The following is an 11,957-nucleotide window of genomic DNA, read 5'->3' as shown; positions in this document are numbered from 1 at the left end:
GGCCCGGGCGTGAACTCCCAGTTAGGGGATGGGGCTGGAGCGGGGCCGCCGCCGTGGGCCTGAGCCTGCTGCTGGCTGGCTGCAGCGGCACCCGCTTCGGCGATCAGCTCGCCCGCAGCTTCTCCAGCTCCGGGACTCCTGCGCCCTCCCCCCAGGCCCCCGCCGGCTCCGGGGCTGCTGGGCTGAGTCCGGGGGCTTCTGCGAGTGGCGCCACGGCTGGCGTCAGGCCCGCCCCTGGGGCTGGGCAGGACCCCGCGACCACCGCCAGGTCGGCGGGCGCCACTACGGCCACCAAGGCAGCGGCCAGCGGGCAGCCCACTGCGGCGGCCGGTCCGTCCGCCCCCCCCAGGGCCCAGCCCCTCAGCCCCGCGCCCTACCGGGTCACGATCAAGCTGCCCGGCGCCGATCCCTCCGCCCCGGCTGAAGCGGTGACCCGGGCCCTGCGGGCCGCCGGCGTGAGCTTCGAGGTGGAGACGATCGAGCGCATCCCCCCCGCCGGCAGCACGGCGGCCCCCGCCGCTGCGGCCCAGCCGGCCCCCGTGCTCACCCCAGCGCCGGCGCCCCGCTGAGCCGCGCCATGACGCCCCCCTCCTCCCAGTCCCCGGCCCGCCTCAGCCGCCGCCAGGCCCGCCAGCTCACCGAAACGGCCTACCTCGCCGCCGCCACCGCCCTGCTCTGGGTGGCCCTCTACTACCTGCCCGTGGGAGGCGCCCTGTTCCGCCTGGCCCTGCCGCTGCCGCTGGCCCTGCTGGCCCTGCGCCAGAACGACCGCTGCGCCGTGGAGGGCGTGGCCGTGACGGGGCTGCTGCTGGTGGCCCTGATGGGGCCGATCCGCGGGCCCCTGGTGCTGTTCCCCTATGGCCTGCTGGCCCTGTGGCTGGGCTGGGGCTGGCGGCGGCGCTGGAGCTGGTGGCTCACCTGGGGGGTGGGCCTGCTGATCGGCGCGGCGGGCTTCCTGGTGCGGGTGGCCGTGCTCTCGGTGCTGGTGGGCGAGAACCTCTGGGTGCTGATCACCACCGCCGCCTCCGGTCTGCTGGATCGCCTGGCCGGGTTGCTGCAGCTGGGCGGCGGTCCGGATCTGCTGCAGGTGCAGCTGGCGGCCCTGGCGCTCGTGCTGGTGCAGAACCTGGTCTACGTGCTGGCCCTGCACGCCGTGGCCTACTGGATTTTCCCGCGCCTGCAGGCCCCCATCAGTGAGCCCCCGGAGTTGCTGCGGGGCCTGGTGGCCCTCGATCCGCTCTGAGGCCCATGGCCCTGCCGCGCCGGCTCAGCGGCGATCCCCAGCGGGCCGAGGCCTGGTGCGCCCAGCTGGCGGCCACGGGCGGCTCCGCCCGGGTGCTGCTGCTGCTGGCCGGCACCGAGACCGCGGCGGTGGCGGGCATCTCCGCCGCCGGCGCCACCCCCGAATCGCGCCGCTGGACCGCCGCCGCCGACGCCGAGCTGCTGCTGCTCGGCCCCGGCGCCCGGCGCCCCCACGCCCTGCCGCCCCTGCCGGCCGGGGTCACCCCGGCGCTGATCGCCCAGGTGGTGGTGGCGCAGCTGGGCCTCGAGCCCCTGGTGCTGGACCTGGGGGCGCCGGTGGCGCCGGCCGTCCCCCACCTGCGCCTGGCCGGCGGCCCGGCCCGCTGCCTCAGCGGCGGCCGGGCCCTGGAGCCCCAGCGGGTGGAGGCCCTGCTGGCGCTGGGGCGCCGCTGGGGGGAGCGCCTGGCGCACCAGGCCGACCGGCCCCTGCTGCTGGCGGAATGCGTGCCCGGCGGCACCACCACGGCCCAGGCGGTGCTGACCGGCCTCGGCCTGCCGGTGCAGGGGCTGGTGAGCGGCAGCCTGCGGACGCCCGCCCACGCCCTCAAGGCCGAGCTGGTGGCCCGGGGCCTGGCGGCCGCCGGTCTGGCTTCTGAACCGGGGGTCCCTCAGGGGCCGATCCCCGAGCGGCGGGAGCATGTCCGGGCGGTGCTGGCCGCGGTAGGGGATCCGATGCAGGTGCTGGCTGCGGCCCTGGCCCTGGAGGCGGGCCGCCGCGGCGTGCCGGTGCTGCTGGCGGGCGGCAGCCAGATGGCGGCGGTGCTGGCCCTGGCCCTGGCCCTGGCCGCGCCGGAGCAGCGGTCCCGGCTGGCGGCGTCCGTGGCGATCGGCACCACCGCCTGGGTGGCGGGCGAGGCCGGCAGCGACCTGGTGGCCCTGCTGGAGCAGATCGGCGCCCGTTGGTCCGTCGAGCCCCTGGCCTTCGCCGCGGGCCTGCGTTTCGGCGACTGCGCCAGGGCCGAGCTGCGCGACTACGAGCGCGGTTACGTGAAGGAGGGGGTCGGGGCCGGCGGGCTGGCCCTGCTCTGGGAACTGCTGGGCCGCTCGCCCCAGGCCCTCGCCTCGGCCTGCGATCGGGCCTGCGCCGAGCTGCTGCAGGCCGATCGGGCCTGATCCAGGCCCCCGGCTCCAGCGCAGTCCAGGCGGACGGCCGCCGTGGGCCTCGTTCCTGCCGGTCCCGCCACGCCGCCCCCCGTGCCCGTGGGGCGTTCGCTGCCAGGGCGATCCGGGACCGTGCGATCCAGGACCATCCCGTTCGGTTCGGCGAATCCGCGGCTGGGCCCTACGCTCCGCGCACCCCTCGGCGACGGCGTTCGAGCCCATGACCCTGCCCCGTCCATCTCGGCTGATCGCTCCCCCACGGGCCGCCGGCTGGTCCCTGGCCCTGCTGCTGGGCCTGGCCAGTCCGCTCGCCGCCCAGGCTCAGCCCCAGTGCAGCTTCCTGATGCCCGTCGGCGGCAGCGGCGATCCTGTCGTGTCCAAGCGGGTCGGGCCCGATCGGCTGCTGGGCCGCACGAACTGGAACACCGATTTCGTCGTCGATCGCCCCTTCACCAGCTACCGCTTCTTCTTCACGGCCACCTCCACCGACCAGGCCACCTACCCGGTGCGGGGCTACATGCGCTTCACCGATGGCGCCAGCCTGCGCCTGTTCGACGTGACGCTCTCTCCGCCCCAGGGAACGGGGCGCATGTTCGGGCCGTTCCCCACGGTGCCCGGCCGCCGCACCAGCCTGATGAACTTCCGCATCGGCTCCAGCACCCAGCCCGGTGCCCTGGGCTTCAGCTACCGCATCTCCGTGCAGGGCTGCAACGGCTGACGCCGCCTGCCGGCGGCGCGAGGCGCCCCCGGCGCCGCATGGTTTCCCTCGGCGGCACGCCCGGCGGCCGCCGGGTGCCCCACGCCTAGGGTCGCGCCATGGCCTTGCCCGCTTCCCTCTCCCGACGCCAGCTGCTGCAGGCCGCGGCCTTCGGTGGCCTGGGACTGCTGGCCGGCTGCGGCCGCTCGGGCCCGCAGCTGTTGGCGGTGCGGGGGTCCCTGCCGCCGGCCTGGCTCAAGGCGCTGCCGAAGCCCTGGCGACCCCAACTCCTGGAGACGCCCCAGGCCGTGCTCGCCGCCGCTGGCCGTCCCGACTCTGCCCTGCTGGCCCTGGGCGATGGCTGGGCGCCGCTGCTGGCCTCCGAAGCCCTGCAGCCCTTCGGGGCCGAGCGCCTGCTGGCGGATCTCGATCCCATGGCCGCTCCGGTCAGTCGGCTGTTCCGGCCCCAGGGGTCGCCGGCCCTGGCCTTCCCCTGGGCCTTCGGCCCCTGGTTGCTGCTGCTGCGCAGCCGCCCGGACCTGGCCCGGCGCCGCGCCGAGGGCTGGGACCTGCTGCTCGATCCCAGCCTGCGGGGCCGGGTGCTGCTGCCCTCCAGCCCACGGCTGGTGATCGCCCTGGGGCTGCACCAGCTGGGCCTGCAGCCGCCGGTGCTGGTCCAGGGCTCTGGCGCTGCCCGTGGCACGGCCGATCCCGCGGCCGATGCCGCCGCCCTTGAGGATCCGCGTCTGAGCGCCTGGCTGCGCCGGCTGCGGGCCCAGGCCCTGGCCTTCGATGAGCGCGACGGTCTCAACCTGCTGCTGGCGGGCGATGCCGAGGCGGCCGTGCTGCCCAGCCACCAGGTGCTGCCGCTGCTGCGCCGCGATCCGCGCCTCACCGCCCTGCTGCCCCAGAGCGGCGCGCCCCTGTGGTGGCAGCTGCTGCTGCGCCCCGCCGTGGGGCCAGGCCAGGTGGCGCCGCCGCCGCCCCTGGAGTGGCTGGCCGATGGCCTGAGCCTGCCCCTGCTGGATCGGCTGCTGGCCGGCGGCTGGGTGCCGCCCCTGCCGCGGCAGCGGCTGGCGCCGGCCCTGGCCCGCTGGCCCGAGCCGCTGCGGGAGCTGCTGCTGCCGCCGGCGGCGCTGCTGGAGCGCTGCAGCAGCCTGGCCCCGTTCACGCCCGAGCAGCGCCAGCGCTGGCAACAGCTCTGGGACGCCACGGCCATCTGACGCCGGCCGGCGCCACCGCCAGCAGGCCGGATCGCTAGCCCCAGAGACGCCGCCGCGGCGCCGCGGCCAGGCGGCGGTGGGTGTCGGCGAGCAGGGCGGGGATCGGCAGCTGGTGGGGGCAGCGGGGCAGGCAGGCGTTGCAGCCGGCGCAGGCCGTGGCGTTGCGCTCCTCCCACCAGTGGCCGGCCCGGCCGATCAGGTTGTAGCGCTCCTGGGCGAAGGCGGTCATGCCGTGGCCGACGGCGAGGTTGCGCAGCCGCAGCAGCTCCGGGATCGGCACCTCGCTGGGGCAGGGCAGGCAGGCGCGGCACTGGCCGCAGGCCTCGGCCCCCAGCCGCCCGCGTCCGGCGGCGGCCAGGCGCTCCAGGGCGCCCGCGATCGGAAGGTCTGGCTCAGGCGTGGCGGCCGGGGCTGCTCCTGCCAGGACCTCCGCCTCCCCTGGGTCAGGGCCGGCTGGCGTCGCGGCCGAGGCTTCCGGCGCGGGAGCCGGGGGGCTCGGCGGGCCGTGGTGGCCGGGGGCGGCCGTGAGGCGGGCGGCCCAGGCCAGATCGCCCGGCTGGGCCGCCCCCAGGCTCAGGGTGGAGATCCCCTGCTCCAGCAAAAAGCGGTAGGCCAGCTCCAGGGGGTGGAACGGGGCGCAGTCGGCCACCAGCTCGGCGGGTGGGTCGTAGAGGCGGCCACCCTTGTCGGCGGGGGAGATGGCCAGCACGCCCATGCCGGCCGCCAGGGCGGCGCGGGCCAGGGGCAGGCGGCTCTGGTCGAACAGGTGCACGTGCAGGCTGGCGAAGCCGAAGCGGCCGCTGGCCAGGGCCGCCGCGATCAGCTCCGGGCTGCCGTGGCTGGAGAAGCCCACCTGGCCGGCCAGCCCCTCCCCCTCGGCCCAGGCCAGCAGCTCGGCGCCGGGGCCCCGCAGGGCCCAGTCGAGGTGGTCTGGGCGGTTGAGGCCGTGGACGGCCAGGTTGTCGAGCCGGGCCACCCCCAGACGCCGCAGGCAGGCGCGCAGCTGCTCCTGGCCGCTGGCCAGATCGGGGCCGGGCAGCAGCTTGCTGGTGAGCACCAGGGCGCTTCGGGCGCTGGGGTCGCGCTCCGCCAGGGCCGCCAGGGCCTGGCCCAGGTAGGCCTCGGCGGGGCCGTAGGCCGGGGCGGTTTCGATGTGGTTGATGCCGGCCGCGATCGCCGCCTCCAGCACTCCCGCCAGCTGGGCGGGGCTGTCGAGGGCGCGCATCGTGCCCAGGGTGAAGGGCGACACCGGCCGCCCCCGGCCGAAGGGGCGCAGCTCAGCCAGCGGGGGGCTCCGCCGGAGGCTCCTCGCCGCTGCCGGGCTCCTCGGCCGCCGGAGGCTCGCCGTCCGGCGCCGGGGCGGCGGGACCCTCGGCGGCTGCGGCCATGTCCGGGTGGGCCTTGGCGATCTGGCGCACCAGCTCCGCCGGGCTGACGCCGTCGAGGAAGCGGCGGAAGTCGGCGGCGTCCTCGGCGTCGGCCTCGGCATCCACGGGGATTGAGGCGTCGGCCACCACCTCCTCCAGCATCCAGATGCCGCTGCCGGTGCGCAGGGCCAGGGCGATGGCGTCGCTGGGGCGGGCGTCCAGCTCGCTGGCGGTGCCCTCGGAATCCGTGAGCTTGAGCACGGCCCGGAAGGTGCTGTCCTCGATGGTGTGGACGATCACCCGCTCCAGGGTGAGCCCGCCCACGGCCATCAGGTTGGCCATCAGGTCGTGGCTGAGGGGCCGGGGCGGGACCTGGTCGCTGAGGCCGGCCATGATGTTCTGGGCCTGGGCCTGGTCGATCCAGATGGGCACCTGGCGGCGGCCGGAGGGGTCGCGCAGCAGCACGATCGGGCTGCGGCTGGCCGCGTCCAGGGCGATTCCGGCTACGCGCATCTCGACCATGGCCCTCGCCGCCGCTGCCCTCTGCCCGATTATGGCCACCGTTGCCGACGCGCGGATGTTCACCGGACTGGTGCAGGCCGTGGGCCAGTTGCAGCGCAGCGCCAGCGGGGTAGAGCTGCGCCTGGCGCCCGGTTCCGGGCTCGATCCGGCCGGCCTGGCCCTGGGCGACAGCGTGGCGGTGGACGGGGTGTGCCTCACCGTGGCCGAACGGCTGCCCAGCGGCTTTCGGGCCGATGTGAGCGAGGAGACCCTGGGCCGCACCACCCTGGCGGCCAAGGCCGAGCGGCGCGGCTGGGTGAACCTGGAGCCGGCCCTGCGGCTCGCCGATCGCCTCGGCGGCCACCTGGTGAGCGGCCACGTGGATGGCCTGGGCACGGTGACGGCGATCGAACAGCAGCCCGCCTCCTGGCGCCTGGCCCTGCGCTGGCGCGATCCCGCCTATGGCCGCTACATCTGCGAGAAGGCCAGCGTGGCCGTGGATGGCATCAGCCTCACGGTGGCGGGCTGCAGCGCCGATGGCGCCGACTTCTGGATCGCCGTGATCCCCCACACCTGGGCCAGCACCAGCCTCTGCCAGCGGGCGGTGGGCGATGCGGTGAACCTGGAGGCGGACCTGCTGGCCAAGTACACCGAGCGGCTGCTGAGCGCCGGGGCTGCCGCAGGCCACGGCCCAGGGGCCGCCGATGGGCCCGGCGGTGGAGGGATCAGCGCCGCCTGGCTCGCCGAGCACGGCTGGGGCTGACGGCTCTGGCTCTCGGGCCAGTGGCCAGAGGCTGACGGCTCCGGTGGCGCTGCCTAGGGTCCGGGCGTTCGCGGTGACCATCCCGACCCATGACCGCCACCCCTCCGAGCGCCGGCCCCAGCCCCTCCGACGGCGAATCCCCCGGGCCCCTGGGTCGTGCCTCCGCGGAGCTGAGCGCCCTGCGCAGCTTCACCATCGCCGAGGGCATCCTGCTGCTCGCCCTCGGCGTGATCGCATTGCTGTTCCCAGTGCTGGCCTCGGCGGGCCTCACCGTGGTGGTGGCGATCGCCTTCCTGCTGGGCGGCATCGTCGGCTGGGTCAACAACCTCAACCGCTCACGCCGCCTCAGCCGGGTGCACACCTTCCTGCGGCTGGTGGTGTCCACCCTGTTCGTGGTGACAGGCTTCTGGATCCTGCGCGGCTTCGGAGCGGGCGTGGTGCCAGCGGCCCGGCAGGTGGCCAGCCTGGCCTTCGCCATCGGCGTGGTGTTCCTGGTGGAGGGCGTCGTGACCGCGATCGTGGCCCTCTCCCACCGCGAGACCGCCGGCTGGGGCTGGGGTCTGGCCAACGGCGCGGTGACCATCGCCCTCGGCCTGCTGATCGTGACCATGAACCCCGCCGGGCTGCTCTCGGTGCTGGGGATCCTGGTAGGGATCAGCTTCCTGTTCAGCGGCATCGACCTGCTGCTGTTCAGCGCCGCCTTCCACGGCGGAGAGGGCCGCTCAGAGCGCTGAGTCGTCCCCCGCTCCGTCGGCCTCGCTGGCTTCGGCCTCGGAGCCGTCGCCATGGCCTCGGCCCTCCAGCGGCAGCAGCCAGATGGCGCCCGTTTCCCGGTGGATCTCGATCCGGAATTCCTGGCCGGGCTCCAGGCCCAGGCGGCGGGTGTAGGCGTGGCCGATCAGCAGGTTGCCGTTGCCGTGAACCCGCGTGCGGAATTCGGCCTGGCGGCCCTTGCTGGCGCCGGCCACGGCCGTACTCGAGGGCAGGGCATAGCCCTTGGCTTCCACCAGGGCCCGGTAGAAGCTCTTCTTGAGGATGCGTCCACTCGGGCCCACATAGCCGCAGGCCTTGGCGATCTGGTCCTCCGGACGATTGCTCAGGGACCGTGCCTTCTCAAGCAGGGCTTTCCCTTCCAGCATGCCGCCCCTGGGCCCCTGCTTCTCTTCTGCCATCGCCGCTGGCCCTGGTGCTGCAACGCGGTAATTGTGCCGAGGTTTTGTGAAGCCGGGCAAGGGGGGATTCCCCTCAAAGGTGCTCTTGGTGTGCTGGCTCACCCATCGAAACTGGCGGGGTCCATGGCACCACTCGCGCACCTCAGGTGCAGTGCCTGGTGGCAATGGCCCCAAGCGCAACCGGCCTGGCTCGCTCAGAACGGCCAGGGAGGCTTGGTCCGCGGAGATGGCTCCGACCAGGGCTGATGGGTCGGTGCTGGCCGTTCTGAGCGGAGACCGCGCCGAAAAGGGTGGCCCCAGCGGGAGCAACCGGTTCGGACCAACCGGTTCGCACCAACCGTTCAGAGCAGATACAGCAGCCCGTAGAGCACCACCCAGATGCCATCCACGAAGTGCCAGTAGAGCTCGGTGGCCTCCAGCGGAAAGGGGTTGTCGCGGCTCACGGAGCCGCCGGGGCGCGACTGCCACCACACGATCAGGATCATCAGGGCCCCCAGGCTCACGTGCAGGCCGTGGAAGCCGGTGATCGCGTAGAAGGTGCTGGCGAACAGGTTGTCGGTGAGGCCGAAGGGCAGGGAGAAGTACTCCTTGAGCTGGCCGGCCAGGAAGGTGAGGCCCAGGGCGGCGCTGATCAGCAGCCAGCGGCGCGTGCGGGGGCCATCGCCCGCCTTGAGGGCGCTGCCCGCCCGGTGGAACGTGAAACTGCTCACCAGCAGCAGCACCGTGTTGATGCTGGGCAGCAGCAGTTCCAGCTCATAGCTGGAGCCCGTGGGCAGGGGGTTCACGGCCCGGAAGGTGAGGTAGGCCGCGAAGAAGCCCGCAAAGGTCATGCCATCGGCCACCAGGAACATCCCCAGGCCGAACAGGCGGTGGTCGGGATGGCCGCCGTGGCCGCCCTCATGGTCGTGGCCTGCGGCCAGGGCGTCGTGGGCGGCCGGATCGCCCTGGCCCAGCGGCGGGGGGCTGGTGGCACTGCCGGGGCTGAGGCTGGTCATGGCGGCGGGGTGGCGGGAACGGGTCTGGGGGAGGAAAGGGCGATCGCCACGGGGGGCGGGCGGCGGTCAGCGGCGGCCGCTGCTCCACAGGTCCCGGCCTGAGGTGGCCTTCAGGTCGATCGCATCGGGGGCGCTGCCGTAGCCGTAGGGGTGGGTCACCAGCGGGGCCTCGCCCTTCCAGTTCTCCACCGGCGGCGGCGAACTGGTGAGCCATTCGGGCGTGAGGGCGTTCCAGGGGTTGTCGCCGGCGACCTTGCCCTGGAAGGCGCTCACCACCACGTTCACCAGGAAGGGCAGCGTGCTGATCGCCATCAGCAGGGCGCCGGCGCTGCTGAGCTGGTTCATCCAGGTGAACTGCGGGTCGTACTCGGCCACGCGGCGGGGCATGCCGTTAAGGCCGAGCCAGTGCTGGGGTGCGAAGCAGAGGTTGAAGCCCACGAAGGTGAGCCAGAAGTGGGCCTGGCCCAGGGGCTCATTCAGCAGGCGCCCGGTGAACTTGGGGTACCAGTGGTAGACGGAGCTGAAGATCACGAACACCGTGCCGCCGTAGACGATGTAGTGGAAATGGCCTACCACGAAGTAGGTGTCGTGCACGTGGATGTCGAACGGCACCTGGGCCAGGGCCACGCCGGTGATGCCGCCGAACACGAAGTTCACGATGAAGGCGCAGGAGAACAGCATGGCGCTGTTCAGGTTGAGCTTGCCCCCCCAGAGGGTGGCCAGCCAGTTGAAGAACTTGATGCCGGTGGGAACGGCGATGAAGGAGGTGGCGATCGTGAAGAACAGCCGCATCCAGGGTGGTGTGCCGCTGGTGAACATGTGGTGGGCCCACACGATCAGCCCCAGGAAAACGATGGCCAGGATCGAATACACCATCGTGGTGTAGCCGAACAGGGGCTTGCGGGCGTGCACCGGCAGGATCTCGCTCACCAGGCCGAAGGCCGGCAGCACCATGATGTAGACGGCCGGGTGGGAATAGAACCAGAACAGGTGCTGGTACACCACGGCATTGCCCCCCAGGGCCGGGTTGAAGAAGCCGGTGTGGGCAATGATGTCGAAGCTGAGCAGCACCAGGGTGCCGGCCAGCACCGGCGTGGAGAGCACCACCAGGATGCTGGTGCCGAGCATCGCCCAGCAGTACATCGGCAGCTGCATCATCTTGAGGCCAGGCCGGCGCATCTTCAGCACCGTAGCGATGAAGTTGATGCCGCCGAAGATCGAGCTGCCCCCCAGCAGCAGCACGCTCAGGATCCAGATCACCTGGCCGGTGGCCGGCGTGGTGAGGCTCAGGGGCGGGTAGGCCGTCCAGCCCGACTGGGAGGCCCCTGCCCCGGCGATGAAGTAGCTGCCGATCAGCAGCAGACCCGCCGGCGGGATCAGCCAGAAGGCCACGGCATTGAGCCGGGGGAAGGCCATGTCCCGCGCCCCCACATAGAAGGGGATCAGGTAGTTGCCGAAGGCCCCATTCACCACGGGCACGATCCACAGGAAGATCATCACCGTGCCGTGCAGGGTGAGCATCTCGTTGTAGGTCTCCCGCGGCAGGAAGTCGGAGATGGGGGTGAGCAGCTCGGTGCGGATCGCCCCAGCCAGGGCGCCGCCCACCAGATAGAAGAGGAAGCCGCACACCAGATACTGCAGGCCGATCACCTTGTGATCGACGCTGAAGCTGAAATAGCGCAACCAGCCCGTGGGCTGCAGGGTGGGCGCCGGAGCCGCCTGGGGGGGCAGGGTGAGGGTCATGACTGGAGGGGGGCGGGGACGATGGCGGCGGTGGCGACGGGCGTGACCGGTGTCGGCGGTGGATTGGGGCTGTTCTTGCTCACCCAGGCCTGGAAGCTCTCCGGTTCCTCCACCACCACGGTGGTGCGCATGCCGCCGTGGTACGGCCCGCAGAGTTCGGCGCAGATGATCGGATAGCTGCCGGGGCGGGTGGGCGTGAAGCTCAGCAGGGTGGGCTGGCCGGGAATGATGTCCTGCTTGAGCCGGAACTGGGGTACCCAGAAGGCGTGGATCACGTCATTGGCCTGCATGCGCAGGGCCACGGGGCGGCCGGCGGGAACGTGCAATTCACCGCTGATGATCTCCGAATCGGGGTAGCGGAAGATGAAGGCGAATTGCATCGCCGTGACATCGACCGTGAGCGCATCGGCGCTCGCTGGGGTGATGCCGCCCCAGATCCGCTCCTCCGGCTCCATCGCTGTGTCCGTCATCGCGGCCATGGCCATGGCCCCGTCCCCGCCGTGGGCCTCGTGGTGCATGGCGTGCACGGCATGGTCGTTGAGCGGGGCCATGCCGCCCATGCGCTCGTAGATGTCGTAGCTGTAGATCCCCACGAACAGCACCACGATCGCCGGGATCGCGGTCCAGACGATTTCCAGCGGCAGATTGCCTTCGAGGGCGATCCCGTCCCCCAGTTCGCCTGGCCTGCGCCGAAAGCGCACCAGGCTGAACACCAGCAGCCCCACGATGCCCAGAAACAGGATCGTGCCGATGCTGAAGAGCACCCTGAACAGCTCGTCGTAGACGGGGGCGTTGCTGCTGGCATCGACCGGCAGCAGATTCACGTTCTGCCCGATCCACAGGCCGCTGAGCACCAGCACCATGCCGAGAATCAGGCTGAGGACGGGGGCGGGAATCGTCATCGTCCCTGGGCGGCTCTGGGGCCAAGCCTATGGAGATTCGCCGGGGCTGGCGCCGACCGCGGGGCTTGCGTGTGGAAATCCGCGACGTTGGCTGTGGATCGGCTCCGCCGTGGCGACACCGCCCCGCAAGGGGCTGCTGGGATTCGCTGACGCCCCCTCGGCCGTCCCGGACGGCATGGCTAGCTTGCGCC

Annotated in this window: 13 protein-coding genes; 7 read left to right on the top strand and 6 right to left on the bottom strand. The window is 73.0% G+C overall.

What is annotated here, in order from left to right:
* The first annotated feature begins 53 nt into the window (after window positions 1-53).
* The 5 genes from ACLV7J_RS03375 (at window position 54) to ACLV7J_RS03355 (ending at window position 4,323) form a co-directional block, all read left to right on the top strand.
* Window positions 54-569 carry a hypothetical protein gene (locus tag ACLV7J_RS03375; RefSeq protein WP_411867715.1) on the top strand — a complete coding sequence of 172 codons (516 nt, stop codon included), beginning with the start codon at window positions 54-56 and terminating at the stop codon, window positions 567-569.
* An 8-nt stretch (window positions 570-577) separates the two neighbouring features.
* The gene (locus ACLV7J_RS03370; protein ID WP_411867714.1) at window positions 578-1,243 is read left to right on the top strand and encodes a DUF2232 domain-containing protein; all 666 of its coding nucleotides are present in this window, start codon (window positions 578-580) and stop codon (window positions 1,241-1,243) included.
* Window positions 1,244-1,248: 5 nt separating this feature from the next.
* Complete coding sequence (cobT, locus tag ACLV7J_RS03365) at window positions 1,249-2,415, top strand: nicotinate mononucleotide-dependent phosphoribosyltransferase CobT (protein ID WP_411867713.1); 1,167 nt, start codon at window positions 1,249-1,251, stop codon at window positions 2,413-2,415.
* 208 nt (window positions 2,416-2,623) lie between these two features.
* Window positions 2,624-3,121: a hypothetical protein gene (locus ACLV7J_RS03360; protein WP_411867712.1), complete on the top strand. Its 498-nt coding sequence runs from the start codon at window positions 2,624-2,626 to the stop codon at window positions 3,119-3,121.
* A 98-nt stretch (window positions 3,122-3,219) separates the two neighbouring features.
* On the top strand, window positions 3,220-4,323 hold the full coding sequence (locus tag ACLV7J_RS03355) for a hypothetical protein (RefSeq protein WP_411867711.1): 1,104 nt from the start codon (window positions 3,220-3,222) through the stop codon (window positions 4,321-4,323).
* Window positions 4,324-4,357: 34 nt separating this feature from the next.
* Here the strand turns inward: ACLV7J_RS03355 and ACLV7J_RS03350 are convergent, their stop codons facing one another.
* Window positions 4,358-5,548, bottom strand: coding sequence for an aldo/keto reductase (locus ACLV7J_RS03350; RefSeq protein WP_411867894.1), 1,191 nt, complete (start codon window positions 5,546-5,548; stop codon window positions 4,358-4,360).
* A 52-nt stretch (window positions 5,549-5,600) separates the two neighbouring features.
* On the bottom strand, window positions 5,601-6,212 hold the full coding sequence (locus ACLV7J_RS03345; protein WP_411867710.1) for a bifunctional nuclease family protein: 612 nt from the start codon (window positions 6,210-6,212) through the stop codon (window positions 5,601-5,603).
* A 55-nt stretch (window positions 6,213-6,267) separates the two neighbouring features.
* On the opposite strand from ACLV7J_RS03345, the gene ACLV7J_RS03340 reads away from it, so the two are divergent.
* Together ACLV7J_RS03340 and ACLV7J_RS03335 are read left to right on the top strand one after the other, a co-directional pair.
* Window positions 6,268-6,954 carry a riboflavin synthase gene (locus ACLV7J_RS03340; RefSeq protein ID WP_411867893.1) on the top strand — a complete coding sequence of 229 codons (687 nt, stop codon included), beginning with the start codon at window positions 6,268-6,270 and terminating at the stop codon, window positions 6,952-6,954.
* A gap of 89 nt (window positions 6,955-7,043) precedes the next feature.
* The gene (locus tag ACLV7J_RS03335; protein ID WP_411867709.1) at window positions 7,044-7,688 is read left to right on the top strand and encodes an HdeD family acid-resistance protein; all 645 of its coding nucleotides are present in this window, start codon (window positions 7,044-7,046) and stop codon (window positions 7,686-7,688) included.
* Here ACLV7J_RS03335 and ACLV7J_RS03330 read toward each other — a convergent pair.
* From ACLV7J_RS03330 to ACLV7J_RS03315, 4 genes are all read right to left on the bottom strand, one after another.
* Window positions 7,677-8,093 carry an AbrB family transcriptional regulator gene (locus tag ACLV7J_RS03330; protein ID WP_411867708.1) on the bottom strand — a complete coding sequence of 139 codons (417 nt, stop codon included), beginning with the start codon at window positions 8,091-8,093 and terminating at the stop codon, window positions 7,677-7,679. The genes ACLV7J_RS03335 and ACLV7J_RS03330 overlap by 12 nt on opposite strands.
* A 374-nt stretch (window positions 8,094-8,467) precedes the next feature.
* Window positions 8,468-8,977 carry a heme-copper oxidase subunit III gene (locus ACLV7J_RS03325; RefSeq protein ID WP_411867892.1) on the bottom strand — a complete coding sequence of 170 codons (510 nt, stop codon included), beginning with the start codon at window positions 8,975-8,977 and terminating at the stop codon, window positions 8,468-8,470.
* Between the two features lie 210 nt (window positions 8,978-9,187).
* Window positions 9,188-10,864, bottom strand: a complete 1,677-nt coding sequence (gene ctaD, locus ACLV7J_RS03320; RefSeq protein WP_411867707.1) for a cytochrome c oxidase subunit I — start codon at window positions 10,862-10,864, stop codon at window positions 9,188-9,190.
* Entirely contained in the window at window positions 10,861-11,766 is a 906-nt protein-coding gene (locus ACLV7J_RS03315) for a cytochrome c oxidase subunit II (protein WP_411867706.1), read from the bottom strand. Before ACLV7J_RS03315 ends, ctaD begins: the two co-directional genes overlap by 4 nt.
* Between the last annotated feature and the right edge of the window lie 191 nt (window positions 11,767-11,957).

This window comes from Vulcanococcus limneticus LL (assembly GCF_943369875.1).
GTDB lineage: Bacteria > Cyanobacteriota > Cyanobacteriia > PCC-6307 > Cyanobiaceae > Vulcanococcus > Vulcanococcus limneticus_A.
This window is presented reverse-complemented; position numbering and strand designations above follow the sequence as displayed.

What these genes read in the sequence shown, in the direction of transcription:
- ACLV7J_RS03370 (WP_411867714.1), top strand. Translation starts at nt 578, where the DNA reads ATGACGCCCCCCTCCTCCCAGTCCCCGGCCCGCCTCAGCCGCCGCCAG.
- cobT (WP_411867713.1), top strand. Translation starts at nt 1,249, where the DNA reads ATGGCCCTGCCGCGCCGGCTCAGCGGCGATCCCCAGCGGGCCGAGGCC.
- ACLV7J_RS03360 (WP_411867712.1), top strand. Translation starts at nt 2,624, where the DNA reads ATGACCCTGCCCCGTCCATCTCGGCTGATCGCTCCCCCACGGGCCGCC.
- ACLV7J_RS03355 (WP_411867711.1), top strand. Translation starts at nt 3,220, where the DNA reads ATGGCCTTGCCCGCTTCCCTCTCCCGACGCCAGCTGCTGCAGGCCGCG.
- ACLV7J_RS03350 (WP_411867894.1), bottom strand. Translation starts at nt 5,548, where the DNA reads ATGCGCGCCCTCGACAGCCCCGCCCAGCTGGCGGGAGTGCTGGAGGCG.
- ACLV7J_RS03345 (WP_411867710.1), bottom strand. Translation starts at nt 6,212, where the DNA reads ATGGTCGAGATGCGCGTAGCCGGAATCGCCCTGGACGCGGCCAGCCGC.
- ACLV7J_RS03340 (WP_411867893.1), top strand. Translation starts at nt 6,268, where the DNA reads ATGTTCACCGGACTGGTGCAGGCCGTGGGCCAGTTGCAGCGCAGCGCC.
- ACLV7J_RS03335 (WP_411867709.1), top strand. Translation starts at nt 7,044, where the DNA reads ATGACCGCCACCCCTCCGAGCGCCGGCCCCAGCCCCTCCGACGGCGAA.
- ACLV7J_RS03330 (WP_411867708.1), bottom strand. Translation starts at nt 8,093, where the DNA reads ATGCTGGAAGGGAAAGCCCTGCTTGAGAAGGCACGGTCCCTGAGCAAT.
- ACLV7J_RS03325 (WP_411867892.1), bottom strand. Translation starts at nt 8,977, where the DNA reads ATGTTCCTGGTGGCCGATGGCATGACCTTTGCGGGCTTCTTCGCGGCC.
- ctaD (WP_411867707.1), bottom strand. Translation starts at nt 10,864, where the DNA reads ATGACCCTCACCCTGCCCCCCCAGGCGGCTCCGGCGCCCACCCTGCAG.
- ACLV7J_RS03315 (WP_411867706.1), bottom strand. Translation starts at nt 11,766, where the DNA reads ATGACGATTCCCGCCCCCGTCCTCAGCCTGATTCTCGGCATGGTGCTG.